Source organism: Paenibacillus profundus, assembly GCF_021369635.1.
In the GTDB taxonomy this organism is placed as follows: domain Bacteria; phylum Bacillota; class Bacilli; order Paenibacillales; family Paenibacillaceae; genus Paenibacillus_B; species Paenibacillus_B profundus.
The window spans coordinates 1-25,826 of record NZ_JAJNBZ010000050.1; the positions used below are offsets into that span (position 1 = coordinate 1).

General features: G+C 50.8%; 26 protein-coding genes and 2 pseudogenes. 22 read left to right on the forward strand and 6 right to left on the reverse strand.

Annotated features, from left to right (window positions below; all coding sequences use genetic code 11):
• Positions 1 to 205: 205 nt before the first annotated feature.
• Positions 206 to 316: pseudogene (locus LQV63_RS29225) on the forward strand (PEP-utilizing enzyme); the annotation flags it as partial.
• Between the two features lie 9 nt (positions 317 to 325).
• On the opposite strand, the gene LQV63_RS29230 reads toward LQV63_RS29225, so the two are convergent.
• Positions 326 to 1,516, reverse strand: coding sequence for an oxalate decarboxylase family bicupin (locus LQV63_RS29230; RefSeq protein ID WP_233699348.1), 1,191 nt, complete (start codon positions 1,514 to 1,516; stop codon positions 326 to 328).
• Between the two features lie 174 nt (positions 1,517 to 1,690).
• Between LQV63_RS29230 and LQV63_RS29235 the strand changes: the two genes are divergently transcribed.
• The 3 genes from LQV63_RS29235 to LQV63_RS29245 all read left to right on the forward strand — a co-directional run bounded on the left by LQV63_RS29235 (position 1,691) and on the right by LQV63_RS29245 (position 6,246).
• On the forward strand, positions 1,691 to 2,281 hold the full coding sequence (locus LQV63_RS29235) for a TetR/AcrR family transcriptional regulator (RefSeq protein ID WP_026011254.1): 591 nt from the start codon (positions 1,691 to 1,693) through the stop codon (positions 2,279 to 2,281).
• Positions 2,282 to 2,345: 64 nt separating this feature from the next.
• Positions 2,346 to 4,217, forward strand: a complete 1,872-nt coding sequence (locus LQV63_RS29240) for an alpha/beta fold hydrolase (RefSeq protein WP_233699349.1) — start codon at positions 2,346 to 2,348, stop codon at positions 4,215 to 4,217.
• A gap of 79 nt (positions 4,218 to 4,296) precedes the next feature.
• Positions 4,297 to 6,246, forward strand: coding sequence for a GTP-binding protein (locus LQV63_RS29245; RefSeq protein WP_233699350.1), 1,950 nt, complete (start codon positions 4,297 to 4,299; stop codon positions 6,244 to 6,246).
• 105 nt (positions 6,247 to 6,351) lie between these two features.
• Here the strand turns inward: LQV63_RS29245 and pepT are convergent, their stop codons facing one another.
• Positions 6,352 to 7,584 (reverse strand): peptidase T, encoded by a 1,233-nt coding sequence (pepT, locus tag LQV63_RS29250; protein ID WP_233699362.1) that lies wholly within the window; start codon positions 7,582 to 7,584, stop codon positions 6,352 to 6,354.
• A 162-nt stretch (positions 7,585 to 7,746) separates the two neighbouring features.
• Here pepT and LQV63_RS29255 point away from each other — a divergent pair, with 162 nt between their 5' ends.
• From LQV63_RS29255 to pyrH, 9 genes are all read left to right on the forward strand, one after another.
• Positions 7,747 to 8,034 carry an alpha/beta-type small acid-soluble spore protein gene (locus LQV63_RS29255; RefSeq protein ID WP_019423351.1) on the forward strand — a complete coding sequence of 96 codons (288 nt, stop codon included), beginning with the start codon at positions 7,747 to 7,749 and terminating at the stop codon, positions 8,032 to 8,034.
• Between the two features lie 216 nt (positions 8,035 to 8,250).
• Entirely contained in the window at positions 8,251 to 10,014 is a 1,764-nt protein-coding gene (locus tag LQV63_RS29260) for an ABC transporter ATP-binding protein (RefSeq protein ID WP_233699351.1), read from the forward strand.
• A 14-nt stretch (positions 10,015 to 10,028) separates the two neighbouring features.
• Positions 10,029 to 10,706, forward strand: a complete 678-nt coding sequence (locus LQV63_RS29265; RefSeq protein WP_026011256.1) for a response regulator transcription factor — start codon at positions 10,029 to 10,031, stop codon at positions 10,704 to 10,706.
• Entirely contained in the window at positions 10,703 to 11,776 is a 1,074-nt protein-coding gene (locus LQV63_RS29270; RefSeq protein ID WP_233699352.1) for a HAMP domain-containing sensor histidine kinase, read from the forward strand. The genes LQV63_RS29265 and LQV63_RS29270 overlap by 4 nt, the downstream gene beginning before the upstream one ends.
• A gap of 399 nt (positions 11,777 to 12,175) precedes the next feature.
• The gene (locus LQV63_RS29275) at positions 12,176 to 12,601 is read left to right on the forward strand and encodes an SRPBCC family protein (RefSeq protein WP_019423356.1); all 426 of its coding nucleotides are present in this window, start codon (positions 12,176 to 12,178) and stop codon (positions 12,599 to 12,601) included.
• Position 12,602: 1 nt separating this feature from the next.
• The gene (locus LQV63_RS29280) at positions 12,603 to 12,983 is read left to right on the forward strand and encodes an ArsR/SmtB family transcription factor (protein ID WP_019423357.1); all 381 of its coding nucleotides are present in this window, start codon (positions 12,603 to 12,605) and stop codon (positions 12,981 to 12,983) included.
• 96 nt (positions 12,984 to 13,079) lie between these two features.
• Positions 13,080 to 13,394, forward strand: coding sequence for an MGMT family protein (locus tag LQV63_RS29285; protein WP_233699353.1), 315 nt, complete (start codon positions 13,080 to 13,082; stop codon positions 13,392 to 13,394).
• 125 nt (positions 13,395 to 13,519) lie between these two features.
• A complete protein-coding gene (locus LQV63_RS29290) occupies positions 13,520 to 13,741 on the forward strand; it encodes a DUF6597 domain-containing transcriptional factor (protein WP_233699354.1) in 222 nt (73 codons plus the stop codon).
• A 320-nt stretch (positions 13,742 to 14,061) separates the two neighbouring features.
• A complete protein-coding gene (gene pyrH / locus LQV63_RS29295; RefSeq protein ID WP_026011257.1) occupies positions 14,062 to 14,796 on the forward strand; it encodes a UMP kinase in 735 nt (244 codons plus the stop codon).
• Between the two features lie 290 nt (positions 14,797 to 15,086).
• Here pyrH and LQV63_RS29300 read toward each other — a convergent pair whose 3' ends face one another.
• Positions 15,087 to 16,214: an ATP-binding protein gene (locus LQV63_RS29300; protein ID WP_233699355.1), complete on the reverse strand. Its 1,128-nt coding sequence runs from the start codon at positions 16,212 to 16,214 to the stop codon at positions 15,087 to 15,089.
• Positions 16,215 to 16,415: 201 nt separating this feature from the next.
• On the opposite strand from LQV63_RS29300, the pseudogene LQV63_RS29305 reads away from it, so the two are divergent.
• Positions 16,416 to 16,525 (forward strand): annotated as a pseudogene (locus tag LQV63_RS29305) (manganese catalase family protein); the annotation flags it as partial.
• Between the two features lie 166 nt (positions 16,526 to 16,691).
• Here LQV63_RS29305 and LQV63_RS29310 read toward each other — a convergent pair.
• Both LQV63_RS29310 and LQV63_RS29315 read right to left on the reverse strand, forming a co-directional pair.
• Positions 16,692 to 17,333 (reverse strand): NAD(P)-dependent oxidoreductase, encoded by a 642-nt coding sequence (locus LQV63_RS29310; RefSeq protein ID WP_019423362.1) that lies wholly within the window; start codon positions 17,331 to 17,333, stop codon positions 16,692 to 16,694.
• Positions 17,334 to 17,368: 35 nt separating this feature from the next.
• Positions 17,369 to 18,016, reverse strand: coding sequence for a DsbA family oxidoreductase (locus LQV63_RS29315; RefSeq protein ID WP_019423363.1), 648 nt, complete (start codon positions 18,014 to 18,016; stop codon positions 17,369 to 17,371).
• 350 nt (positions 18,017 to 18,366) lie between these two features.
• Between LQV63_RS29315 and LQV63_RS29320 the strand changes: the two genes are divergently transcribed.
• From LQV63_RS29320 to LQV63_RS29340, 5 genes are all read left to right on the forward strand, one after another.
• Entirely contained in the window at positions 18,367 to 19,002 is a 636-nt protein-coding gene (locus LQV63_RS29320; RefSeq protein ID WP_019423364.1) for a TVP38/TMEM64 family protein, read from the forward strand.
• Positions 18,999 to 19,925, forward strand: coding sequence for a helix-turn-helix transcriptional regulator (locus LQV63_RS29325; RefSeq protein WP_233699356.1), 927 nt, complete (start codon positions 18,999 to 19,001; stop codon positions 19,923 to 19,925). Before LQV63_RS29320 ends, LQV63_RS29325 begins: the two co-directional genes overlap by 4 nt.
• 91 nt (positions 19,926 to 20,016) lie before the next feature.
• Positions 20,017 to 20,772, forward strand: coding sequence for an MBL fold metallo-hydrolase (locus LQV63_RS29330; RefSeq protein WP_233699357.1), 756 nt, complete (start codon positions 20,017 to 20,019; stop codon positions 20,770 to 20,772).
• A gap of 170 nt (positions 20,773 to 20,942) precedes the next feature.
• Positions 20,943 to 21,701 (forward strand): threonine/serine exporter family protein, encoded by a 759-nt coding sequence (locus tag LQV63_RS29335; protein ID WP_019423367.1) that lies wholly within the window; start codon positions 20,943 to 20,945, stop codon positions 21,699 to 21,701.
• 18 nt (positions 21,702 to 21,719) lie between these two features.
• Positions 21,720 to 22,148, forward strand: a complete 429-nt coding sequence (locus LQV63_RS29340) for a threonine/serine exporter family protein (protein ID WP_233699358.1) — start codon at positions 21,720 to 21,722, stop codon at positions 22,146 to 22,148.
• 28 nt (positions 22,149 to 22,176) lie between these two features.
• Here the strand turns inward: LQV63_RS29340 and LQV63_RS29345 are convergent, their stop codons facing one another.
• The gene (locus LQV63_RS29345) at positions 22,177 to 23,082 is read right to left on the reverse strand and encodes an SDR family oxidoreductase (protein ID WP_019423369.1); all 906 of its coding nucleotides are present in this window, start codon (positions 23,080 to 23,082) and stop codon (positions 22,177 to 22,179) included.
• Between the two features lie 149 nt (positions 23,083 to 23,231).
• On the opposite strand from LQV63_RS29345, the gene LQV63_RS29350 reads away from it, so the two are divergent.
• From LQV63_RS29350 to LQV63_RS29360, 3 genes are all read left to right on the forward strand, one after another.
• Positions 23,232 to 23,669 carry an RrF2 family transcriptional regulator gene (locus LQV63_RS29350; protein WP_233699359.1) on the forward strand — a complete coding sequence of 146 codons (438 nt, stop codon included), beginning with the start codon at positions 23,232 to 23,234 and terminating at the stop codon, positions 23,667 to 23,669.
• A 226-nt stretch (positions 23,670 to 23,895) separates the two neighbouring features.
• Positions 23,896 to 24,549: a nitroreductase family protein gene (locus LQV63_RS29355; protein WP_233699360.1), complete on the forward strand. Its 654-nt coding sequence runs from the start codon at positions 23,896 to 23,898 to the stop codon at positions 24,547 to 24,549.
• A 3-nt stretch (positions 24,550 to 24,552) separates the two neighbouring features.
• Positions 24,553 to 25,560: an LLM class flavin-dependent oxidoreductase gene (locus tag LQV63_RS29360; protein WP_233699361.1), complete on the forward strand. Its 1,008-nt coding sequence runs from the start codon at positions 24,553 to 24,555 to the stop codon at positions 25,558 to 25,560.
• The last annotated feature ends 266 nt before the right edge of the window (positions 25,561 to 25,826 follow it).

Here is a 25,826-nt window from a genome sequence, read left to right on the forward strand (position 1 = left end):
CGTTGTTTATAAAGAAATCACTTATCAAAAGCATCCACAATGAATAGACATTCTCCATTATCCAATGGGAACTCACACTGACCTACGGAAAACAATGAAGTTCAACTTATATGTGCTACGCCTCAAGGCGTCAGGTAATGGATACACAAAAGGCAATCTCGTTTGACCAGGTTGAATATGGGCATGTTTTCACTAAAGCGGAAGTATGGGGATTCCGGCAGTTGTAGGCTGCGGCAACGCCACAACAAGGCTGAAAACGGGAGATAGGGTCATTGTAGATGGCGGACATGGGATCGTGCAGTTATTGGAGCAGTAATGCCCCCTGTCACAACGGCTTGGGCGTCCCCTCGTATTTGACGACAGGCCATTTCTGTTTGCGCAGCGCCTGCATTAGTTCGGGGCTGGCATGGAGGTGATCACGCACGAGTTCGTGAGGGGTGAGCGCCATCCACTGATTCAGCGATACATCGGCGAAGCGGTCGCTCTGGAACATCTCCAGAAACCACAGGCTTTGATTGCCAGTGTTCTGGATGTAGTGACCGAAGGCGAACGGCACATATCCGACATCGCCAGCCCTGAAGTCAAATGTCCGGGCTTCACCCTCCGCTGCGAAAGCTGTCATGCGTGCAGTGCCGGTGAGGTAGTATTGCCACTCGTCGTTGTTCGGATGCCAGTGCATTTCCCGCATGCCCCCGGGCAGAACCTCGACCAACGCTGCCGCGATGCGGGTCGAAATCGGAAAGTTGGTCGAATCAACAATACGTACCGATCCGCCAGGTGTCTTGATCGGAGTCTGGGCGAGCATGCGGTAAGTCAAGGATAGCGGCACCGTTCCATAAGGATCCGGCACTTTCTGGCTATCTAGCGAGCCGGGCACGGTGGATTGGAAAATGTACCGCTGTTCCGTCGGGATCCCGTCAAAGGCGCTTTCGGGTACGCCAAAATTAGATGCCAGCACGTCCTTAGGCGTATGCGCGAACCAATCGGTGATGGAGAACGTGTCGATATCCGAGAAGCTGCCGTCGTCGAAGACGAGCAGAAATTCGCAGCCTTCCTCCAATCCTTGAATCGAGTGCGGAATTCCCGGAGGGAAATACCACAGGTCGCCCGGGCCGACATCGGCAATGAAGTTCCGCCCGTTCTGATCGACCGCGGTGATGCGTGCCCGGCCCAGCAGCATGTACGCCCACTCCGCTTGCTTGTGCCAATGCAGCTCTCGCACGCCGCCCTGCGTCAGCCGCATGTTCACCCCTGCAAGGGTCGTTGCGATCGGAAGCTCCCTGACCGTCACTTCCCGCGACCAGCCGCCATGATTCAACTGCATGTGGGTATCGGAGAACGAGAACTTCAAGTTAGGGACCGTTCCGGCATCGGTGGCCGGCGGCACCAGCAGATCGGGATTCTCCAAATCACGCATGACATCGCGCGGGCCGAGATCGGTTGCGCCTGCACCGTCTTTCCTGATGGGCTGCGGCACATTTGCGTATGCAGGTTGCTGCGGAGGGAGATAATCCATGATGAAACACGCTCCTTTGTCGTAATGTGAGGATCGATACTTCATTTTAGTAATATGACGCGTTCAGCGGGAGTATGTTGGGTGTGCCCGTCATAACGGCGGCTCGAATCCTAAGATAGCGGTCTTAAACTAAAGGGATTGATTTATTAAAAATAGTACTGTATAGTTCTAGTTATGAATCGAAAAAGAAACCAACCATCCAATCGCGATCAGGTCATCCAGACGGCAGCGCAGATGTTTCTGATGGGCGGATATGCTTATACAAGCATGGATGATGTGATGCGGAAAAGCCGTGTGTCGAAATCAAATATTTATTATCACTTCAAGAGCAAGGAGGAGTTGCTGCTGGCCGTCGTCGAATTTTGGGCCGATAGGTATGAAGCCCAGTTATTCGCCTCGCTCGGCCAAAACGACCTTACGGTGGAGAAGCGCATCCTGGCCTTTATGGAATCGCTGGCCGCAGGCTTTACGGAACGGAATCACCAAGGGGGCTGCCCGTTCGTGTCGTTATATTTGCAATGTTCGGAGCAGGCTGAGGCCGTTAGAGAGAGAATATTCCGTTTCTTTGCCGAGCTGCATCCGCTTCTGACGAAGCTGTTCGAACAAGGAGTCAAGAAGCAAGAGTTCCGGGAAGGCATCGGGGCCGATGAGGCGGCTTCGCTGTTCATAGCGGCGCTGGAAGGTTCGCTTGTATTGGCCGAAACAACCCGCGATGCCGGGGTCATCAAACGGACGGCTGTTCATTTTTGTAGAATGCTTCATTAAATGAAGCTTCTATTTTTATTCATAAATAGAACTACGTAGTTCTAAATGGTGTGGAGGAATTGAGATGAGTGTTCTGTTTATCACCGGAGGAACCGGGTTTATAGGCAAGGAAGTTGTCAAACAACTCGCAGAAGGCAGGGAGCGGCTGTTGCTCCTGGTTCGTTCGGCGGAGAAGGCTTCTGCCATGCTGCAACGCATGGGATTGGGCGAAGACACGCGTATCACGCTGCTGCAAGGAGACTTGTCCGAACCTGGACTTGGATTGCGTTCGGACGATCGCGAACTTGCGTGTACGGCCGACGTGATCATTCATGCGGGAGGAACAATGAGCATTACGCTCGATCCGGCGGCAGCGAAGCAGACCTTTCTCGAAGGCGCCCGCCATGTGGCGGAGCTGGCAGCAGATATACAGCGAACGAAGGGGTTGCGCCATTTCATCCATATCGTCGGGTACATGAGTCCCTTTCATGATGGCAACGTCGATATGGAGACGGATGTTTTCCAATGGGATGGGTTTATGAAAAAGGAAGGCCCATACGAACGAATGAAGTTTTTGTCCGATCTGTACATACGTCAACAAGCAAAGGTGCATGAGTATCCGTTATCCGTCGTGAACCCGTGCACGCTCGTGGGAGCCAAGCCCGCAGGGACGACGGAACAGACGGGGGGACTAGGCATTCTCGTCGAGGCGTTGCGGCGGAAGATGATGCCGGTCATCCCCGGGGGAACATCGCACTGGCTGCCGATCGTTGCCAATGACGATCTGGCCCGCATCATCGCTTATCTGGCGCGCGATGCCGCACCGGGCGGATGCACTTACAACATTCTCGGCGAGAAGGGAAGGGAGCCGAGAATACGGGAGCTGCTGACCTTAATCGCCCGGGAATTAAGAGTGCCTGCTCCCCGGTTGTCCGTGCCAGTGTCATTGCTGCGAACCGTGATGAAGGCTGGGGGCAGTCGCCTGACCGGCATTCCCGCCGAGTCTCTATCCTTTATAACCGACCGCTCCTTCCGCACCGTGGAGACGAACGAGCTTCTCGAACGCATGGGGGAGGCTCCTTTAAATACAAGCGACATCCTGCCAATGGCGATTGCCGATCTGGATTATCGCCTGACCTATCCGAACCGTAAGGAACCGGAAGGCTATGTGAAGGAGCGGAAAGGGGACCTGGCCGTGCTCGTAAAGGAGGGATGTGGAATACCGTGGGTGTTGGTGCACGGCATGTTGAGCGGAGCAGATGATTTGGTTCCCCTTGCCGGACAATTGCATGAGCGGACCGGTAATCCGGTATGGATCGTGGATTTGCCCGGATTCGGCAGATCTCCGTCGCTGCGGCAGGGGGATGCACTGCAAGGCAATGTCGAAGCCCTGTGCCGCGCGATAGCGGATCACCCCGGTCCTATTCGCCTTGCAGGGCATTCATTCGGCGCCGTTCTGGCCGCCAAGGCAGCCGCCGCATTACAGGATAAGGTGCAGCAGCTGTATTTGCTGCAGCCGGTTCTCCATTCGCCCCGCAACCGTATGCGCCGATGGCATAGCACATCCATCGAATGGTCGCGCTTCCTGCTGCAACGTCTTAACACTGCTTCGTTAACAAGAATGCTGCTGCGGGAGGAAGGAGCAATGGAACGTAGCGAGCTGCCGGATGGATATGTTGAAGCGGTCATCCAAGGCCTCTCTTCTCCGCGCATCGCGGCAGCGAATGCAGCCATGCTGCATATGGTGCATCATCATCTGCCAGCCTTGTCGCCAACCGCTCTGCCCAGCGTGCCCACAACGATTCTTTGGGGAGCGAAGGACAAGGTGTATAAGATGACGAAGCTTTTTCGTCATGATCCTCGCGTGAACGTAATTCCATACGGGCATCAATTTCCCGTCTTTCAATCGCAGGAAACGGCACAGCTGCTAATTGAGCTGGGCAGCTCAACAGAATGAAACCCCCGTGAGCCCCATTCACGTCTGTGCTATCATGGAAGCAGCAGAAAGCTGCTCTTACAAAATACGAGGTGTCGCCATGAACAAGACAATCGGCATGTTCGCCCATGTGGACGCGGGTAAAACGACTTTGGCCGAACAGCTGCTATATCATACCCGAAGCATTCAGAATCGGGGGCGGGTCGATGACAAGGACGCTTTCCTGGACGGCCATGATATTGAGAAGGAACGCGGTATCACAATCTTTGCGGATCAAGCCGTGATGACCTATAAGGATAATACGTATACCTTGATCGACACGCCAGGGCACGTCGACTTTTCCTCCGAAATGGAGCGGGCCGTTCAAGTGATGGACTATGCCATCGTTGTCGTCAGTGCGGTCGAAGGCGTGCAAGGCCATACGGAGACGGTCTGGCAGCTATTACACAAGCACAGGGTGCCGGCATTTTTCTTTATTAATAAAACAGATCGGGTCGGGGCAGATGTGCAACGGGTGTACGGGGACATCCGCTTGAACCTGACCCCGGATGTGTGTGATGTGACGTCGAATGATGAGGCAGGCCGCATGAGCGAGGAACTGATCGCTTTCATTGCCGAACGGGATGATCGCCTGCTTGAGCTCTATATGGAAGAGGCTTATGACCATGAAGTCTGGCTGCATGCGATGAAGGCGATGATGAAGGAACATAGGCTGTTTCCTTGCGCATACGGTTCTGCTTTGCAGGATATCGGCATTGTGGAATTTCTGGAACAGCTGGACACTTGGACGCTGACTGAATACTCTAACCAAGGCGCATTTGCAGGCCGGGTCTATAAAGTCCGCCACGACGAGAACGGGACCCGCATCACCTATATAAAAGCGTTAAACGGAGCGCTCCATGTAAGGGATGAGATTAGCTGCGGCCTGGGAGTGGATAGGGCAACCGAGAAAGTGACGTCCATTCGAGTGTACAACGGCCATAAGCATCAAAATGTGGATCGTGTGGAGGCAGGACAACTGTTTGCAGTAACTGGGGTATCGGCAGCTTCAACGGGTGACGGTCTGGGCGCTCTCCAGGAACAGGCGGTGTACGACATCGTTCCTACCTTAACGTCGAAAGTCAACTATCCCCCTTCCCTTCATGCAAAAGAGGCGCTAAGATGCTTTCGCCTCTTGGATGTCGAAGACCCTTCGCTTCATGTCATATGGGATGAGCATGTGCAGGAAATTCATATCCATGTGATGGGCGTCATTCAGCTCGAGGTGCTCGAGCAAGTGGTCAAGGAGCGATTTCAGATGGACGTGACGTTTGGGCCTCCTGAAATTTTATACAAAGAAACGGTCGGATCCACAGTTACCGGCTGCGGTCATTTCGAACCGTTGGGACACTATGCCGAAGTTCATGTGAAGCTGGAGCCAGCCGCACGGAACAGCGGGATCACGTTCACAAATGCATGCCATCCTGACGTGTTGACGGTTAATTATCAGCATGTCATCGAGCAGCATCTGATGGAGCGAGATCATCATGGGCTGCTGACTGGATCGCCAGTCACGGACCTCCACATTACGCTGCTGAAAGGCCGGGCGCACAATAAGCATACGAGCGGCGGAGATTTCCGGGAAGCAACGTATCGGGCACTCAGGCAAGGGCTGGAGAAAGCGGACAACATACTGCTTGAACCGTATTACGATGTGAAGATTAAAGTGGATATCGACGATATGGGAAGAGTCATGACAGATATTCAGAAGGCGTACGGCCGGTTCGATCCCCCTGAGTTCGCTGGCGGCAAAGCCGTTATTGCGGGTAAAGTGCCGGTGGCTGCGTTTATGAATTACAGCGCGGAGCTTGCTTCATTTACACAGGGCAAGGGGACGATCCAGCTGATGTTCGGCGGTTACGGGGAATGTCATAATCGAGAAGAAGTCATTGCCAAGAAAGCATACAACAAGGATGCCGATCCAGCATATACGTCTTCGTCCATGTTCTGTTCGAAAGGACAAGCGTACAGCGTGCCGTGGGATGAGGCCGAGCAGCATATGCACGTTTGATGGCAGCAGGAAGCGCGATCTTTTTCCGATGAAAAGAAGAAAAGGCCATCCGGAACGGATGGCCTTTAGACGCCTATTCGTGTGTGCGATACGCTTGAGTGAGTGCTACGCTTTCTGTTCGAACAGCTTGATGACTTCAATGACGACGTCTGTCGCTTTCAACATATTGTCGACTGAGACATATTCGAATTTGCCGTGATAGTTCTCGCCGCCCGTGAAAATATTCGGTGTAGGCAGCCCCATGTAGGAGAGCTGCGAACCGTCCGTGCCGCCTCGAATCGGGGTGACGCTCGGTTCGACGCCCACATTTTTCATCGCTTGATAGGCAATGTCGACAATCTCTTTGACCGGTTCAATTTTTTCCTTCATGTTGTAATATTGATCGCTCATTTCCAGGATGATGTTTCCCTGCCCATAAGTCGCTTGCAGGTCTTTCACTATCGTCTCCAAGTTAGCTTTGCGGGCGTTGAAATGCTCTCTATCAAAGTCTCTGATGATGTAGCGCAGCTTGGTCAGCTCCACGTCACCACTGATGGAGATCAGATGATAGAAGCCTTCGTATCCTTCCGTCGATTCAGGGGCTTCTTCTGCTGGCAGTCTTCCGTTCAGCTCCATCGCGATTTTGGCGGCATTCACCATCTTGTTCTTTGCCGTTCCGGGGTGAACGTTCTTCCCTTTAATCGTAATCTTCGCTTGGGCGGCGTTGAAGCTCTCATACTCCAGCTCGCCAAGCGGTCCTCCATCCACGGTATAGGCATACCGGGCGTCGAAGGCGGCTACGTCGAAGCGGTGCGGGCCTCTTCCGATCTCCTCGTCCGGCGTAAAAGCGATCCTTACTTTGCCGTGCTTGATCTCAGGGTGGCGGATGAGATGCGCCATCGCCGTCATGATTTCGGCAATGCCGGCTTTGTTGTCCGCCCCGAGCAGTGTCGTTCCGTCCGTCGTAATTAACGTATGGCCCTTATAGTTGGCCAGCTCCGGGAAGTCCTGCGGCGACAGCACGATGTTCAGCGCTTTATTCAGCACAATCTCGCTTCCGTCATAGTTTTCTACCATTTGCGGATTGACGCCCGCGCCGGTAAAATCAGTCGCCGTATCCATATGGGCCAAAAATCCGATCGTCGGCACTTCTTTCTCCGTATTGGAAGGAAGGGTAGCCATAACGTACCCGTTTTCGTCCATTGTAACGTCTTCCATGCCGATTTCTTTCAATTCGTTAACGAGCATCCGGGCCAGATCAAGCTGTCCCGGTGTGGACGGGCAAGTGTCGCTGTCGTCATTGGATTGCGTGTCCACTTTTACATAGGTCGTAAATCTTTGAATGATTTCGCTTTTCAATCTATCGTCACCCCAACTCATAGTTATATATCTCCATATTAACATGAACGATGCGCCAGTACTCGTCACTTTAGAGTCACTTTTAGAACTTCACATATTATGAACAGGCAGGGGAATGTTATGAATATAAAATGATTTTAGACAAGCAGGAGGTATATTGGTATGGCCAGAAGGAGCCGGCGGAAGCTGCTCGTTACAGGGGCAGAACAAGGTGTCAATGCATTCAAGGCAGAGGTGATGCGGCGCGAGGGCTTCGCTGTCGATCCGAATCGCCCGGATGACGTCAAGTACGAAGTGGCCAAGACGTTGGGAGTGCCCTTGCAGCCAGGCAGCAACGGGGAATTATCTACAGAGTCAGCTGGCCGCGTAGGGGGGCGCATTGGCGGTACGATGGTTCGCGAAATGATCCGTCTCGCGCAGGAAAATTTGGCGAAGCAGCCAAATAAGTAGGGGACGGTCTGCGAAGGAATGTATAGGGGAACACATCAAGGGTGACTGCGTCGATGCAGTCGCCCTTTTTCTCTAGAGATCGACAGCATCCATGATTTCCCGCAGTTCATATTCAGTTCATAATAGATTGATAAGTTAACGACAGAGAGTAATGACAGAAGGCCGTAAGATGAAAAAAAACGGCTAGCATGAAGAAGATAGGGGGAAGAGAAATAGATGAGGGAAGCAAGGGAAGCAAGGGAAGAAAAAACGTCAGGGAATTGGCGGCAGTTCGTTCGTCTAATACAACAGACGAATCCGTCGAAGCTGTTGTTAATCATTGCGCTCTGCATGAGTGTAGCTACGACAGGGGTAGGGTTCGTCGTGCCGTTATTCACGAAAAATCTGGTCGATGGCTTCTCGATGGAGTCCTTGAATCGCTGGCAAATCGGCATGCTGGTCATTGCCTTCGTGATACAAGCTGCAGCGAGCGGCTTGTCCATTTACTTGTTGAATCGGGTAGGGCACAGGGTCGTGGCGAACTTGCGGGATCAATTGTGGAACAAGCTGCTCCGCCTGCCTATTTCGTATTATGACAAGCACGACACTGGAGAAACGCTCAGCCGGGTAACGAATGACACATCGGTTGTGAAAGAACTGATTACCGAGCACTTGGCGGGCTGCCTGACAGGCGTCATTTCGATTATCGGGTCTGTCACGATATTATTATTCCTGGATTGGCAGATGACATTGGTGATGCTGCTGGCCATACCGCTGGCGATGCTCGTGTTGATGCTGCTCGGGAAGAAGATGTTCGCCATCTCGAAGGGGATGCAGGACGAAACGGCACGGTTCACTGCCGTACTCAATCAGGTATTGCCTGAAACCCGTCTCGTCAAGGCTTCCAATGCGGAGCAGATCGAATATGACAGAGGCAAGTCCGGCATTACGAACTTGTTCCGGTTCGGATTGCGCGAAGCGAAAATACAAGCGATTATCAGTCCGTTGATTTCGTTCATTTTAATGGTCGTGCTTGTCGCGATTATCGGTTATGGTGGCGTGCGCGTATCTTCCGGAGCGCTCACGGCTGGAGATATGGTCGCTTTCATCTTATACTTGATTCAGATTATTATGCCGATGACTCAATTAACGATGTTCTTCACCCAATTGCAGAAAGCGATGGGCGCAACGGAGCGCATCATTACTGTGCTTGACCATGAGGAAGAAGATCTGCATGCAGGCAAGCAGCTGGCTGAAGTGAATCAACCGATAATCTTGGATCAGGTTGAGTTTGCATATGAAGAAGAGACGATTTTGTCGGAGATGAATTTTGCGGTCGAACCTGGCAAAGTCACGGCCATTGTCGGTCCGAGCGGCGGCGGGAAGACGACGCTATTCTCGCTCTTGGAACGATACTACGCTCCGACGAGCGGCGTCATTAAGCTGGGAAATACACCGATTGATGAGTATTCTCTGCAATCTTGGCGCAGCCAGATCGGTTACGTGGCACAGGAAAGCGCGCTGCTGTCCGGTACCATCCGCGATAATATTGTGTACGGTACCGATAGAAACGTAACGGAGGACGAATTGGAGCGGGCAGCGCAGATGGCCTACGCGGATCAGTTCATATCCGAGCTTCCGGATCAATATGAGACAGAGGTCGGGGAACGGGGCATCAAGCTATCGGGAGGACAACGTCAGCGTATCGCGATCGCACGTGCGCTGCTGCGCGACCCGCAGATCTTAATGCTCGACGAGGCCACTTCGAGTCTGGACAGCAAGTCGGAAATTTACGTGCAGAAGGCGCTCGATAATTTGATGGAGGGAAGAACGACGCTTGTCATTGCGCATCGTCTCTCGACAGTAGTCGATGCCGATAACATTTTATTCGTGGAGAAAGGTCGCATTACCGGAAGCGGCACGCATGAGCAGCTATACCAAACCCATGACATGTACCGGGAATTCGCTGCCCAGCAGCTGCGCATTCAAGAGCGGGAATGAAAGGAATCTGCGCGATGGCTAACCTATTAATTGTAGATGATAATGCACATATTCGAGAACTTGTGCAAGTCTGTTTGCGCAATGAAGGCTTCGACGTGCTTGAAGCGGCGGACGGTGTCGAGGCACTGTCCACGCTCGAATCCGTCAAAGTCGATATGGTCATTATGGATATTATGATGCCGAATATGGACGGGTGGGAGCTATGCCGCGAGGTACGCCGCTATTACGAGGACATGCCGATTCTCATGCTGACTGCCAAGGGCGAGACGACACAAAAGGTCAAAGGCTTCCATCTAGGTACAGATGATTATCTCGTGAAGCCCTTCGATCCAGCCGAGCTGATCGTAAGGGTGAAATCCTTATTAAAGCGGTACCGTATTTCGGTTTCGCAAACGGTCGAAGTTGGCACGATTTTCATGAATCGAGGCACGTATGAGCTGCGCAGTGATGGTGAACCCATGACCTTGCCGTTAAAAGAATTCGAGTTGCTGTACAAACTGGCGAGCTATCCGCAAAAAACGTTTTCCAGAGAGCAATTAATTGAAGAAATATGGGGATATGACTACGAGGGTGACGAGCGCACCATCGATGTTCATATTAAGCGGTTGCGCGAGCGGTTCCCGGAAGAGCGATATGGCTTCAAAATTCGCACCATTCGCGGCCTCGGGTATCGATTGGAGATCGGTTCATGAAGAAGGGCGAAGCCATTCTTAAAATAATGGGCGGTGTCTGCCTTGTTGTGGCAGTAGTGACGATAGGAACCTGGATAGCATTCTATGGCACCGAAGCGCTTTATAAGTATATAGGCATACATCTTCACAGCTTCGCTGCCCAATGGATTAATGTGCTGCTCGTCTTTTTTATTTTTGGATGTACGATGTATCTTATTTCGCTCATTGTAGGCAAGAAGCATTATAAGGTATGGGATAAAATCATAGAGGCTTTACGGAAAATCTCCAGGGGAGATTTCAGTGTCAGTCTGGACATCCGTTCTAATGAAAACGACCCGCTTGGCAAAATTGTGAGCACCATCAATCAGATGGCGGTCGAGCTTGGCGAAATGGAAAAAATGAGACAAGACTTCATCTCCAACGTGTCGCATGAAATTCAGTCTCCGCTCACTTCGATTCATGGGTTTGCCAATGTGTTAAAAAGGGCTGACCTGACGCATGAAGAACGTCAACATTATGTCACCATTATCGAGATGGAAAGCAATCGTTTATCAAAAATTAGCGAAAACTTATTAAAGCTCACTTCCTTGGAATCACAGCATCATCCGTTCGAGCCGACACGATATCGGCTGGATAAGCAATTGCGGAACGCCATGCTGGCGTGTGAACCGGCTTGGCTGGAGAAGGACCTGGAGATGGAGCTCGAATGTGAAGCGATTACCGTTACGGCCGACGAAGATTTAATGAGCCAGGTGTGGAATAATCTCATTACGAATAGCGTAAAGTTTACGGCGAATGGCGGAACGATTCGGATACACGTGTATGCACGGAGCGGGAACGCGTTCGTAGCTATATCGGATACAGGAATCGGTATGAACGACGAGGATATGAAGCGTATATTCGAGAGGTTTTACAAAGCGGACAAATCGAGAACCTCTGAAAAAGGAGGAAGCGGCTTGGGGCTGTCCATTGTCAAAAGAATTGTAGAAATGCATGAGGGCAGCATCGCAGTACAGAGTAAAATAGACGCAGGAACCTCATTCGAGGTCGTGCTGCCGTTAGAAGCATCATCACAGTCTTCGTCGAGATAACCCCTCAGGATAGGCAGGGAGATACAAGCTGTCGACCCGAGGGGCTGTTCGTTATGAAGCCTTCGTTTTTATTGAAGCGGCTTCATCATTTGACATGAAACCAAAAGGTGTCATATAATACGAAACGAAACCAAAAGGTGTCATAAAGGAAGGGTATGATCCGATGCAAGCTGAATTATTGAAGAAGCAGTGTTCTGGATTACGTATCCGAAGCAAAGCTCAAAAGTCAAAACAGACATAAACCGGGATATTCTGGCTGCGATGGTGCAGAATAGTACAACATATCGAGTTGTCAACAACGTGGCTGTCGATGAAAAGTGGTCGGCTCTGCGATTGCGCCCGCAGGATAAAGTAAAGAGCAAAACATAAATTTTACAATCAATATTTGGAGGTTTCGTTATGGAACACAACTCGAATAATACATTGCCGGACATTCGTCAGACGTTGGTGCTGAATGCTCCGATTCAGAAGGTATGGGATGCGGTTGCCACATCGGAGGGAATTGCTGCTTGGTTCATGCCCAATAATTTTCAGCCTATTGAGGGATACGAGTTCGAACTGAACGCCGGTCCGTTCGGCATGTCGCCATGCAAAGTGACGGAAATCGCTCCGCCTAACCGCTTGTCTTTCAACTGGGGCAAAGATTGGACCCTCACGTTCGAGTTAGTCGATCTGGACGGAAAAACAGAGTTTACACTCATCCATGCGGGCTGGGATGCTGACAAGGTGACCGAATTCGGGCAATCCCATGCAATGGTGCGCGACAGAATGAATCAGGGATGGACAGGGCTGCAGCAATCGCTGGCTGCCTATGTTGAGGCATGAAATGACGGCATCATTACCGAAGCATGACGTGTTCCAGGCTATCGCCGATCCTACACGCCGCCAATTGCTGGAGCTGTTGAGCGATCAGGAGATGCCCGTCACCGTCATCAGCGGCCACTTTCCGATGAGCCGGACGGCCGTGTCCAAGCATTTGCGCATCTTGGCGGATGCGGGACTCGTCAAGGACCGCAAGGTCGGCCGGGAGACGCGCTACCGCCTTGACCCGGAACCGCTGCTTGAATTAAAACGATGGCTCGCTTACTACGAGCGGTATTGGGAAAATAAGCTATCCGTGCTCAAGCATCTGGTGGAATCGGACGAGCCGAACGGTGCGGCTCCATTTCCCCCGCTTACCGTCATCGAACGGAAGACAACGGAATAACGGCGATATAAGCAAGAGAGGTGCGTAATCCGGCCTCTCTTGTCCTTTGAAGCCCGACTAGATGATGACACATGCATGAAAGGATAAGAGAGCTGAATGCAACCATTTACAGCAACAGTTATTGAAATTATTCAGGGAATACCAGACGGGAAAGTCATGACGTATGGGCAAATAGCAGGCTTGGCCGGAAGTCCCCGGGCGGCAAGACAAGTCGTTAGAATTCTTCACTCTATGAGCGATAAATATCATCTTCCGTGGCATCGGGTCATCAATTCATTAGGCGAGACTGCGATCAAGAATGATGAAATGAACGCTTTGCAACAGCTGTTTCTTCAGAGTGAAGGCATAGAAATTAGTGCAGATAACCGGATAAATTTGGAATTATATCAGTATCATCCAGAGCGATTCTAGCAGGAAAAAAGTCTGGCGTAACCGTAAAACGAACCCTCCAAATTGAGGTGCATATTCGACAGGTTCATAATTAAAATCTCGATCACTATATTTGAGTTCTACGTATCGACATTTGAAATGGAGCGATGAACACGATGCAGGACTATCCCAAAGGTGTTCTGCGTGGAAAAGCGGCGGAGCATAAATTCACTCTGAATCGATATCGTCCGGGGGAGGACACTGGCTTCTTCGTGGAGCGTTATTGGGCTATCAGCTGGGACCTGAGAGGAGAGGAACCGCACTTGCAGAATAAGCTGCCTTATCCTTGTGTCAATCTGGTCGACAATTCGCAGCATCCATCCTGTTAGTAGAAGACGAAACGAACAGGGTCGAGCTTGCCGAAGCATTCATCACCCATATCCTGCCTCAGCAGGATGAAAACGTGCGAGTAATTAAGCAAATTGTCGACAAAACGGATAATCGAGAAGTACAAATTTTGTAGAGTATAAGGGTTGCAATTCATTACCCGATACTATAAAATTGGAAATTAAATGCACATGGAAGGTGGGGGAATATGTTAAAGACCGGGATGAAGCAAACCTTTGATCCGATCGTTCATATTCCTTTTTTCGACACTAAAGCAGTCAATGCTTTAGTGTTTTTTATTTTCTTGGGAGGTGTGGCATCGATGAGGTACAAAAGGGTTCTTATCAAGCTTAGCGGCGGGGCCGTTGCGGGGAGCAGCGAATTTGGGTTCGATCCGGAGAGGCTGGAGCACATTGCGAACGAGATATTGTCCGTCGTCAGCATGGGGGTCGAAGTGTCCATCGTTATCGGAGGAGGCAATATTTTTCGAGGCAACATGGGCGAAGCTTGGGGCATCGAACGAGCGGAGGCCGACAATATCGGAACGTTGGCGACGGTCATCAACAGCTTGATGCTTAGAGGCGTATTGAAGTCGAAGACGAAGACAGAGGTGCGGGTGATGACCGCAATTCCGGTCACGTCTGTGGCTGAGCCTTATATCCGTTTAAGGGCCATTCACCATTTGGAGAAAGGGTACATCGTCATCTTCGCGGGAGGGAACGGTCAACCGTTCGTGACGACCGATTATCCTTCGGTACAGAGAGCCATTGAGGTGAACTGCGAGGCGATATTCGTGGCCAAGCAAGGGGTGGACGGCGTGTACAATCAAGACCCGAAGCGCAATAAGGATGCGCTGCGATACGCCTCGCTACATTATAACGATGTGATTCAACATGATCTGCATGTCATGGACCAGTCCGCATTCATTCTCGCTAGAGATTACAACATCCCGATTCATGTGTTCAACTTCGATAAGCCCGGCTGTATGACTGAAATCATGGATGGCAAGAACACGGGGACTATCATCAGCGGTGATTCTGAACTAAGGCTTAGTTAAGTGAACATAATGAACCCCCCTGCATCCGCTTGTTGTGCAGGGGGCGAACCCTTAGAAACAATTCCATTGGAAAACATACAGGCAAATGTGCGAATTTGGTGGCTGAACGGCCTGTGGACTGTATTTTGTGCAGTGGCACCGGCTATTTTTAGCGTCTGATAAGGTATGAGTGACAAACCATTGGATCATTTCCAATCAAACCCGCCGTAAAGAGGAAAACGCACTCGTTTCGCTGTACATAATCCAATGGAGGATGAGACAAGGTAGGATACAATCCTGAAATTAGCTGTCTACCGCCCGTTAAACACACGAATCGCCAACTCAGGGTAAGCTTGCGCTATTTCATTCGCACGCTTCGTTAATACGCCATAATCGAACGGGGAACGGAAAATGTCGCTGTCTGGCAGAAAGGTGACGCTCGTTCCCGTTTCTTTCGTTATGCCTACGGTCATGACACCGGTTTGTGGAATGCCGTGCTTATAATCTTGCCGGAACACAGTTCCTTCCCGCCGGATTTCAACCGAGAGCGCAAGGGAGAGTGCATTGACGACAGACATGCCGATGCCTCTCTCGCCTCCGGGAGCTATGATGGATGCGCTGGCGCTTAAGCGGCCCATATCCGTAAAGACAGACTGAACCTGAGACGTATCGGTGTTCGGCAGAGCCTGCACGGGAATTCCGCGCCCGTTATCGGCCACAGTGATGCTTCCATTATCATGCAAGAATAGGCTTACTTCGCTGCAATACCCAGCTTGATGCTCCAGTATACTGTTCTCTACGACGGCCCACAGCAGATGATGGGGGTCATACTCCTCCTTCGATTGACCCAAGTACGATCCAGCGTTATTTCGGGCTTCGGCCATGTCCATATAGTCAGTCGTATCTAACAGGTCTGAGGCAGCTGCCAGCAGCAGCAGCAGCGGAAGCGCCCGGTGACCGGGAACGGAATAGGATCCACCCCGTTCCTCCTGAACAAGCAGGTCGGCCCCCGACAAGGCTTTGATATGGTGGTAGAGCTGGCCAGTCGTGCCCATATTCAATCGTTCAACCAACTCAGTGCCAGTTAGAGGTTCCCTCAGAACCGAGCGCAGAATGTCCAAGCGCTGCTTATGGCCGAGGGCCGCCAGCACTTTGGCGACCTTGTCGCCGTCCAGCTCCAACAGCTGGCTTACACGTCTTTCTTGGGGCTCCCATCTGAACTGCCCTTTTTCACCACAGTATTGACCCGAATAAAAGACACCGCCAAGTTCTCCTTCTCCATCCTTGTTCTTGAACAGCTCCTGAGTTGCTTCATCTGTCGCCACTCGCGCGTCTTGGGACGCGCTTCCAGCTATCAGCTGTCTGACAAGCTGCTGCAGCTCCTTCATTTGCACTTTCAGTGCGTCTAATTCCGTTTCCAAATTACGCGATACGGTCACGGGAATCCCTCCAACTTTAATTACTTAAATACGTAGTTACGTAATTACATAAATAATAACACACAGCATTCCAATTGTAAATCATATCCAATCATTCCTGCTGATGAAATATAATCTGCCAATGAAATGTGTAATTGCTCGATTTCATTTCAAAGCAAATGATATCGGGACAGAGGAATTGGCCCATCTGGAAATGGTTGCGACGATGTCGATCTGCAGGATGGACGGAAGTTTTTAAGAGAGCGTGAAATGTGCATTCGCTTCGATTTCGTGAAGCGGTAGAAATTTTGAAGGAAGAAGAGAGCTGTTGAAAATAAACTCCACATTGAATTGGTTGCAGATATGCCGCCCTTTCAGGGGTAGAGTTTTTGTTTGCTGCCAAAGTAAAAGCCGACTTCTCCTGTAGTCAGGAAAAATCGGCTTTTACTTTTTGGGAATGAGTCTACCGCACTTTAATGCGGTAGGGGTGACTTTCCATTATTCTGCTTCTGCAACCAAAGTAAATCGTTCGTTAACGTGCTGAGGCTGTTCGATCTCGTCCAGAACGGCAATCGCATAGTCCGCGTAGCTCACATAGCTGTTGCCTTTAGCGTTCACCATCAGATTATCATTGCCTTTTTGATAAGAACCGGTTCTTTTGCCTGCTGGGTCAAAGAATGCAGCCGGGCTGATGAAGGTCCATTTGATACCGCTCGACTGTTGCAAATCCTGAAGATTTTTCCCTTGGTTCGATGCGGTTGCCGCATACTCTTGCGGGAACTCTGGCGTATCAATAAGACGGGTCGTCTTGGCTTCATCGACGAACAAGCTGCCGGCGCCGCCCACCACGAGCAATCTGGTGTCAGACGCTCCTTGCAAGGCTTTAATCAATGCTCTTCCTGCTTCCACGTGCAGATGCTCTTGTCCATGTGGTGCTCCAAAGGCGTTCACGACCACATCAAATCCTTTTACATCATCCGGTGTAAGGGAAAATACATCTTTTTCGATAACAGACACGCTGCTGTCCTTCATTTTGGATGCGTCGCGCACAATCGCCGTCACTTCATGTCCTCTGTCTACAGCTTCTTTTACAATCAAGCTTCCCGCTTTACCGCTTGCTCCGATAACTCCGATTTTCATAATTCCATTACCTCCATGCAATTGTAGTTATATGTTTAGCAGTGTCCATCTAAATCGCATTGCAAACCCTCGGATACAGGCACGCTATCTTCAATTTGTTGAGAGAGAACCTTCTCGAACATTTCTTTGCTTGCTACGCCCTGAACACGCTCGTTGCCGATTACAAAGGTGGGCACCCCCGTAATGCGGGCTTCCTCATACGCATGTTGAAGGGCTTGTTGTTGCGCTTCCTTATACGTTCCTGTTTCCAGCGCATCTCTAAAAGCCTGCTCATCCAGCCCTAATTCGCCGGCAATCTTCGTTAACACTTCGATTTCGCCAATGTTTTGTTCTTCTTGGAAAAATGCCTTGAATACGCGGTTCATGTATTCGTTGCCTTTGCCCTGTTCTTTGGCGTAATGATATCCTTCAAACGCAACACCTGTATAAGGATGCGGAGACACCCGGGGCAATCTCATGTCGACGCCCAACTTGTTGGCGGTCGGCGTAATATATGATTCCCAGCCTTGCAATTTGGATGAATCGTTCCAAGGATCAAGTTTAGGCGCTGGACTTGGGCGCAGTTCGAATGGCATCCACTCGACTTCGACGTCTTTGCCTTTGATTGCTTCCTCGAAGGGCGCTTTACCCAAGAAACAGAACGGGCAGACAAAATCAGAGTACACTTTGATTTGTAAGGTCATGGTTCGTGTTCACCTCTTAATAGATTGAGTGTAACCATTATTGTTACAACTAGATTTAAAAAATAGGACAAGCGGAAGGGGGTCGCGCTTTCCTGCAGGCAATCATATTGTTTTGCTTTGTTGTAATCATTATAGTTACAACGGGATTGGTTTGTCAACTTTAATTTTGTGGACATGTCCGATCAGCTTTGTAAGATTGCTTCACTTAACCTTACAATCCGTTAGTGCCATCACGAAAATGACATGTTAGGCAATCGAATTATAGACAATTTATGTTATGCTAGGGCGAGGATGCTAGTTAATGTAAAGGTAAAGTGGGTGCATGCGAAGAGATGGAGTTATCGAATGTGATGTCTTATCTTACAGAAGACAATTTACTGGAATTGCTGGAGAAATATCGATCCTTCGGACCATTTCCCGGCATTTTGTTAACGTTTATGAAATCATTCGTTCCTCCGCTGCCGACGCTTGTCATCGTTGGCGTTAACGCGGCCGTGTACGGATTATGGCTCGGATTCCTATACTCCTGGATCGGCTTGGTAAGCGGTTGCTTGGTGACGTTCCTCATCGTCCGCAAAATTGCCGGACATCCGTACTTGGAACGCTGGGCGCAAAAGCCTAAAGTGAAAAAAGGCATGCTCTGGGTCCGCCGCAATGCGTTCAGCTATGTGTTTCTGCTGAGCATCTTTCCGGTTGGTCCATTCGTTATTATCAATATGGTAGCGGGAATGGCCCGCATGCCGTTGCGTTCCTTCTTAATCGCCGTCGCGGGCGGGAAGGCGCTCATGGTGCTCTCGGTCTCCTATATCGGACATAATATATCGAGCATCATTCAAGATCCGGTTCAAATTTTATATGTCGTATTGTTTCTCGCCGTGTCGTTATGGGTTAGCAAAAAAATCGAGGCTCGCTTCACTATAGAGACGCTGGATGAGGATCACCTGAACGGGCATGGACTCGATCGGAAAGATTCGATGGGCTCATGAGAGTCGAACGATTGCTTTCGATGCTGCTTATTATTTCGCAGAAAGGGACGGTTACGGGGAAAGAGCTGGCGGAACATTTTGAAGTGTCGCTGCGGACCATTTACCGGGATATTGAGAAGCTGGGCGAGGCGGGCGTCCCCATCGCAGCCATTGGCGGCAAAGGCGGGGGTTACTACATTATGGAGCAGTACAATGTGGACAACCTCTTCCTGAATGAAGAAGAAGCCCATACATTCATGGCGGTTATGGATAACTTGAACGTTCTGTTCGGGAAGAACAAGCTGTTCAATGACGTCGTCCTGAAGTTCGGTCAGACATACAAGCAAGAACGCAGAGCATCGGATAAATGGAGCATCAACATGTCTCACTTCAGTATGGAAGACGAGCTGAAGGAATACCTGGTCTTGATGAACGCAGCCATTGAAGAGTCGAAGCTGCTTGTATTTGATTACATTAACCGCAGGCTGGAGGTTTCCGAACGAACGGTGGAGCCGATGCAATTCGCTTTTTCCAGAGGTGAATGGTATCTGGTCGCTTTCTGCAGAAGCAGGCAGGATTACCGGCGGTTCAAGCTGGTGCGGATTCACAATCTCAAGCTCGGCAGCCGCTTCGAGCCAAGGGAATCGGTGTCGAAGGAGCGAATGAACCAGATCTTCGAAGAAGGCTACTATCGCCGCAGCATGAAGGTGACGTTGCGATTTACGCCGCGAATAGGGATGCAACTGACGGAGCACTTTCCCAGAGAGAAGATGAAGGAGACGGAAGATGGCCATTATATCATCGAGGATTATTTTCCGTATGAGGAAGGCCTGATGAAATATATATTAAGCTTCGGCAAGGATTGCGAGGTTGTTGATCCGCCCGTGTTGCGGGAAGAAATGAAAAAATACGTTGCCAAAATATTAATTTCGTACAATGACTGACATATAGATGTCAGTCATTGTGTTTTATAGTGGGGCTATCGGATGCATACGATGTGAAAAAATGAAAATAAAGTTAGTATGGGGGAGTCCTATGTTGAAGCAAGAAATAGCCGAAGGAATCATTCTGTACATGTTCGATCCAAGACCTGATCGGCATTTTGGATACAACATTACCGCATTAATTGACGGTGCGCAGGCGATTCTCATTGATACTGCATTTGAGGAGCACGCACAGCAGGTCGTTGAGGATCTGGCTGAGTGCGGGATTCGGATAGAAGGGGTCATCCTTACGCATTTCCACGATGATCATATGTATGGATTGAAGGTATTGCCGGAGGTTCCGGTCTACGGAAGCGCGCACTACCAGACGACACTGGATATGTGGACAGAGCCGAAGGAACACCCCTATTTCACGCCGGACATCGTGTTCGAGCACTCGCTGCAAATCACGTTCGGCCGGCATGAACTGACGTTGACGTCATTTCCGGGGCATGCGCATTGCAGCAGCTTGATTATAATTAATGAGCAGTTCGTGCACATCGGTGACGAACTTATGTTCTCGAATGACGGACAGCCGATTTTGCCATCTGTCGATTACAACCAATACGTTCGCAGACACCGGGATTCTCTGGCCAAATTACGTGATTACAGCCACTGTACGCTCATCCCCAGTCACGGAACAGTTATTAGCGGACAGCAGCGCATCGACCGGGACATCGCGAATCGGATCGCCTATTTCGATGCCATTTTGGGCAGCGGCACGGAAATCTCCTATGAAGAAGCGACGCAACAATGCGATTGCATGTTCTTGCATCAGGAGTGGCACAAGAATGCGTATCGATTCTAGCAAAAAGTAATGATGGATACAGCATTGGGGGCATAGACTAAACCCGGGGGCGTCGGTTACACTATAGGCATAAATAGGAGGGCGCAGGCTCTCCTTTTTGTTAATGTATGTTGCGGTCTCGACCGATTACATAAAACCCCACTACAAGCCATTCACAGGAGAGACAGGGAATGAGCGCACAGTCGAATGAAAGTTACGAAGTTACCCAAATATGCTTGCTGGCGGGCAAAATCATGCTGCAAAGCGGCGGAGAAACGTATCGTGTCGAGGATACGATGATGCGCATCGCCGCTTCCTACGGATACGAGAACTGTCACAGCTTCGTGACGCCGACAGGCATTATATTCGCTATCGACGGATCGGCTCCGACAACGAGACTGTTCCGCATTTCCGATCGGTCCACCGATTTGGAGAAGGTTACGCTCGTTAATGATATCTCCCGAAGAATCAGCAGCGGGAGCTTATCTGGGGCCGAAGCTTTTCGGATGCTGCAAAAGATAGATAAGGCGAATTTGGCTTATCCGGTATGGATCCAGATCGCTGCCGCTTCCGTATCAAGCGGATGCTTCGCCATCATGTTCCGGGGCAGCTGGCCGGAATTCATTCCCGCGCTGCTGGCGGGCGGAATCGGATTCTCGCTCCTGCTATACGTCCACCGCTTGGTCCGCATCAAGTTTTTTGCCGAGTTTCTGGCTTCGGTGGCGATCGGAACGGTATCGTACTTATGTATCAAGAACGGACTGGGGCGGGATTTGGACAAAATCATTATCGGTTCCGTCATGCCGCTAGTGCCCGGATTGCTTATCACCAATGCGGTGCGGGATTTGATGGCGGGTCATCTTGTATCCGGGATTTCGAAGGGCGCGGAAGCGTTACTGACTGCGTTCGCGATTGGAGCGGGCATAGCCTGCGTCATTTCTTTCAGCTAGAACAAGAGGGGGAAGTCTATGATCATCGAGCAGCTTGTCACCAGCTTCATCGCTTCCGCCGCCTTCGGCATCATCTTTAACGTCCCGAAAAAAACCTTGCTGCAGTGCGGCTCCGTCGGAATGATCGGATGGCTCGTCTATTTGTCCTTCACCCTAAATGACGTTGATCCGATTCCGGCAAGCTTGGTTGCTTCGTTCGCGGTGGCAATGGTTAGCCATCTATTCGCCAAGGCTTATAGAACACCGATTATCGTGTTTAACGTGTCTGGCATTATCCCGCTTGTACCGGGCGGCATGGCCTATGATGCGATGAGAAATATGGTCGAGAATGAATATGAGATCGCGATACCGCTTGCTTTCAAGGCGTCTATGATATCGGGCGCGATTGCAATCGGGCTTGTATTTTCGGAGGTCGTCTATCAATTGCTGCGAAGAAGAGCGGCATGATGGACAGAGAACCGGCTATTTCCATGCCTCAAGAGGTGATGAAGCTGCCGCCATTGACATGCATCGTCTCGCCCGTCACATAGCGGGAATCGTCGCTGGCGAGATATACGTAAGCCGGAGCGAGCTCAAATGGCTGGCCGGCCCGATGCATCGGCGTATCTGTGCCGAAGGTGGCCACGCGCTCAGCGGAGTAGCTGGCCGGAATGAGCGGCGTCCATGTCGGACCGGGAGCAACGGCATTGACGCGTATGCCTTGATCGACCACGGACAGCGCCAGCGAGCGGGTGAACGAGACGACTGCTCCTTTGGTGGCGGAATAGTCGATTAATGTCTTCTCTCCCCGGTAGGCGGTAACCGAAGCCGTGTTGATAATCGAACTCCCTGGACGCAGGCAAGGCAGTGCGGCTTGCGTGACGAAGAAGAAGGAAAATATATTGGTGCGGAACGTCTGCTCCAGCTGCTGCTCCGTAATGTCCAGCAAGCTGTGCTGCGGATATTGGACGCCAATGTTGTTGACCAGCACATCCAGCTTGCCGAAGTGGTGCAGCGTCTGTTCGACGATAGCGGTGCAGGCTGCCTTGGTGCGCAGATCGGCGCGAAGCGGCAAGCATCGTCTGCCCAATTGCTCGATGCGCGTGCGCGTTTCCTGCGCGTCCTGTTCTTCATATAAATAGGCGAACGCCACATCCGCCCCTTCCTTAGCGAACGCTACCGCCGTTGCGCGGCCGATGCCGCTGTCTCCTCCTGTAATGAGAGCCACGCGGTTCTGCAGCTTGCAGCTGCCGACATAGGAAGGATTGTCATATAACGGCCTTGGGGACATGACATATTCCAACCCGGGCTGCTGGTCTTGATGCTGCGGCGGAAAGGAAAGCGGCTTCTCCTCGCACTTTGTCTCTTTCCCGTAATAGGGGTACATCGGATACGGATTCATTTCTCTACCTCCAAATCATGATATTCGCCTAGAAACACCTTATTCGGGAAGAGTCTAACGTGTTACACTGCGACTGTGCCGTATTGATCAATTTCCGCGGTTTTGCTACAATGCACACAGAGTATGTGACCAGAGGGAAGTGACTAGCATTGAAAAAAGAAAAATACACCTGTCATCTCCACTCTAAATCGTTTGGATTGGCTCTACAGGCGTTGACGGTAATATCCCAATATCCGAATCGTTGTCCTAGCGGGGAAATCGCTGAGCATGTTCAGTCGGAAGCGACCTTAATTCGGCGGATTCTCGCTAAGCTGGCCCAGGAAAATATATTGGAGACGCGTGAGGGACGCGACGGCGGATACCGGCTGAAGAGAGCACCGGAACTTATTACATGCGCCGACATCCTAACGGCTCTACAGAAAGATGAATCGTTCCATACCAGTTTACTCGAATCGACGGGTGACCATCCGTTCGGGCTGTGCATGAAAGCCGCATTTTCCGATATGATGGCGGAACTGGATCAAAGCGTGCTGGCCGTGCTGCAAAAGTACACCATTGCTGACCTAGCGGATCAATCCTTAGTGTAGGAAGGGATGATTGACAATGGTCTTGAAGGGGATTATACTGTGCATATAATTTCACAGTTGCAACAGTGTTAACTGTGCACGGTTTTACACAGTAATATTCTGCAATTCTGCAATATGATGTGATGAGTAGCGGGAATTTTTTTATGTTTAACTGTGTAGTAATTTACACAGTATAATGTTAGCCAATTCGCATCTTTAACTCGAACAAAATCGGAGGCTGGATAGGATGGAGACAAAAGTAGAGCAAAAGCGTGATTTTTTTACCGTATTACGTGATCGGCATTCGGTGCGCCATTATGACCCAACCGTGACCATTTCGCAGGCAGAGCTGCATGACATGCTGAAGGAGGCCACGCTTGCTCCCTCGAGCGCAAATCTTCAGCCTTGGCGATTCCTTGTCATTACCGACCAAGCGCTAAAGGAAAAGCTGCTTCCGATAGCCAATCATCAACAGCAAGTTGTGGATGCGTCAGCCGTCATCGCCATACTGGGTGATCTGGAAGGCTACAAACAGGCGGAGCGCATCTATGAACAAGCGGTTGAATCGGGCTACATGGATGAGGAACTAAAAGAGTCATTCGTGACCAGAATTACGAATGGTTATGCTAACATGAGCGAGGAGAAAATTAACAATATTGTGCTCGTCGATGGCGGATTGATTGCGATGCAATTGATGCTAATTGCGAAAGCTAAAGGATATGACACTGTGCCAATGGGCGGGTTTCATGCCCAGCAGTTCAAGGAGGCTTTTGGAATCTCGGAGCGCTATGTCCCCGTGATGTTGCTGCCTGTAGGCAAAGCCTCTGAACCGGCGCATTCTTCACCTCGTGTGCCTGTGGATGAGGTGACGTTCTGGAATAAGATGACCGAGGGTGAGTGACCTATGATTCAACTTAGCATATTGGACCAATCTCCGATACCCGAAGGCAGCACAGCGAGCGAGACGCTGGCCGAGACGGCTCGGCTGGCGCAAGCAGCAGAACAACTGGGTTACCACCGTTTTTGGGTGTCGGAGCATCATTTCGCTTCCAACCTTGCAGGTTCAAGCCCGGAGGTGCTAATATCGCATTTGGCGGCCGTAACGTCCCGTATTCGTGTCGGTTCAGGCGGAGTTATGCTGCCCCATTACAGTGCTTACAAAGTCGCGGAAAACTTCCGTCTGCTGGAAGCACTGTACCCGGACCGGATTGATGTGGGACTGGGAAGGGCACCCGGCGGCATGCCGCTGGCCACCAGAGCTTTGATGGATGGGAGAGCGCCGGTCGATCGCTATCCGGAGCAGGTGTCTGATCTGATGCACTATCTTCACGATTCGCTCCCAGACGATCACCGCTATAGCGGACTCCGGGCTACTCCGGTTATTCCGACTGCTCCGGAAATGTGGCTGCTTGGCTCGAGCGGTGAAAGCGCAAGGATCGCTGCCCAACAGGGAACGGCATTTGCCTTTGCCCACTTTATTAACAGCTACGGGGGACCAGAAGCGATGCGCTGGTATCAGCAGCATTTTCAGCCATCCACGGCAGGGGAGCGTCCTCAATCCATACTCGCCGTATTTGTCGTCTGCGCCGAAACCGATGAGGAAGCGGAGCGCTTGGCTTCCAGCCTGGAGCTGACCTTTCTGTTTTTGGAGCAGGGCATCCATCGGCCGGGCGTTCCTTCTGTGGAGACGGCCGCGTCTTATCCTTATACGCCATTCGACTTGAGCCGTATCCAAGAAAATCGCAAGCGGATGGTTGTCGGCAGCCCTGAGCGGGTGAAGCAAGAGCTGCTCCGGTACAGCGAGCAATACAATACGGAAGAGATCATGATCGTGACCATTATGCATGATTTCGAGGCAAGGCTAACCTCCTACCGTCTGTTGGCAGAAGCATTTCAACTGACTCGCTCGTGAGCTTTAGAATGACGGCCGTGATATGGTAACGTGAAGCCCAATGACCAATCGAAGAAAAAGGACTCTCCTATGCATCGGAGAGTCCTTTTTCTTCGATGTAAGTTCAAGTAAACCGATAACCTGGCGCGACTAACGCCTGCGCGTGGTTGCCGTTCGTTCTTCGCGGTCGAAGTAAACCCCATGCAATAAGCAAAAAAGGCTATCCCGAAGTTGAACTGCACCCCGTCAAGTAGACAGTACAAAAAATAAAAATCAATTAAGCGGCT

Excerpts from the sequence above, each read along its gene's own strand:
- LQV63_RS29230 (WP_233699348.1), bottom strand. The coding sequence starts at position 1,516 with ATGGATTATCTCCCTCCGCAGCAACCTGCATACGCAAATGTGCCGCAG.
- LQV63_RS29235 (WP_026011254.1), top strand. The coding sequence starts at position 1,691 with ATGAATCGAAAAAGAAACCAACCATCCAATCGCGATCAGGTCATCCAG.
- LQV63_RS29240 (WP_233699349.1), top strand. The coding sequence starts at position 2,346 with ATGAGTGTTCTGTTTATCACCGGAGGAACCGGGTTTATAGGCAAGGAA.
- LQV63_RS29245 (WP_233699350.1), top strand. The coding sequence starts at position 4,297 with ATGAACAAGACAATCGGCATGTTCGCCCATGTGGACGCGGGTAAAACG.
- LQV63_RS29255 (WP_019423351.1), top strand. The coding sequence starts at position 7,747 with ATGGCCAGAAGGAGCCGGCGGAAGCTGCTCGTTACAGGGGCAGAACAA.
- LQV63_RS29260 (WP_233699351.1), top strand. The coding sequence starts at position 8,251 with ATGAGGGAAGCAAGGGAAGCAAGGGAAGAAAAAACGTCAGGGAATTGG.
- LQV63_RS29265 (WP_026011256.1), top strand. The coding sequence starts at position 10,029 with ATGGCTAACCTATTAATTGTAGATGATAATGCACATATTCGAGAACTT.
- LQV63_RS29270 (WP_233699352.1), top strand. The coding sequence starts at position 10,703 with ATGAAGAAGGGCGAAGCCATTCTTAAAATAATGGGCGGTGTCTGCCTT.
- LQV63_RS29275 (WP_019423356.1), top strand. The coding sequence starts at position 12,176 with ATGGAACACAACTCGAATAATACATTGCCGGACATTCGTCAGACGTTG.
- LQV63_RS29280 (WP_019423357.1), top strand. The coding sequence starts at position 12,603 with ATGACGGCATCATTACCGAAGCATGACGTGTTCCAGGCTATCGCCGAT.
- LQV63_RS29285 (WP_233699353.1), top strand. The coding sequence starts at position 13,080 with ATGCAACCATTTACAGCAACAGTTATTGAAATTATTCAGGGAATACCA.
- LQV63_RS29290 (WP_233699354.1), top strand. The coding sequence starts at position 13,520 with ATGAACACGATGCAGGACTATCCCAAAGGTGTTCTGCGTGGAAAAGCG.
- pyrH (WP_026011257.1), top strand. The coding sequence starts at position 14,062 with ATGAGGTACAAAAGGGTTCTTATCAAGCTTAGCGGCGGGGCCGTTGCG.
- LQV63_RS29310 (WP_019423362.1), bottom strand. The coding sequence starts at position 17,333 with ATGAAAATCGGAGTTATCGGAGCAAGCGGTAAAGCGGGAAGCTTGATT.
- LQV63_RS29315 (WP_019423363.1), bottom strand. The coding sequence starts at position 18,016 with ATGACCTTACAAATCAAAGTGTACTCTGATTTTGTCTGCCCGTTCTGT.
- LQV63_RS29320 (WP_019423364.1), top strand. The coding sequence starts at position 18,367 with ATGTCTTATCTTACAGAAGACAATTTACTGGAATTGCTGGAGAAATAT.
- LQV63_RS29325 (WP_233699356.1), top strand. The coding sequence starts at position 18,999 with ATGAGAGTCGAACGATTGCTTTCGATGCTGCTTATTATTTCGCAGAAA.
- LQV63_RS29330 (WP_233699357.1), top strand. The coding sequence starts at position 20,017 with ATGTTGAAGCAAGAAATAGCCGAAGGAATCATTCTGTACATGTTCGAT.
- LQV63_RS29335 (WP_019423367.1), top strand. The coding sequence starts at position 20,943 with ATGAGCGCACAGTCGAATGAAAGTTACGAAGTTACCCAAATATGCTTG.
- LQV63_RS29340 (WP_233699358.1), top strand. The coding sequence starts at position 21,720 with ATGATCATCGAGCAGCTTGTCACCAGCTTCATCGCTTCCGCCGCCTTC.
- LQV63_RS29345 (WP_019423369.1), bottom strand. The coding sequence starts at position 23,082 with ATGAATCCGTATCCGATGTACCCCTATTACGGGAAAGAGACAAAGTGC.
- LQV63_RS29355 (WP_233699360.1), top strand. The coding sequence starts at position 23,896 with ATGGAGACAAAAGTAGAGCAAAAGCGTGATTTTTTTACCGTATTACGT.
- LQV63_RS29360 (WP_233699361.1), top strand. The coding sequence starts at position 24,553 with ATGATTCAACTTAGCATATTGGACCAATCTCCGATACCCGAAGGCAGC.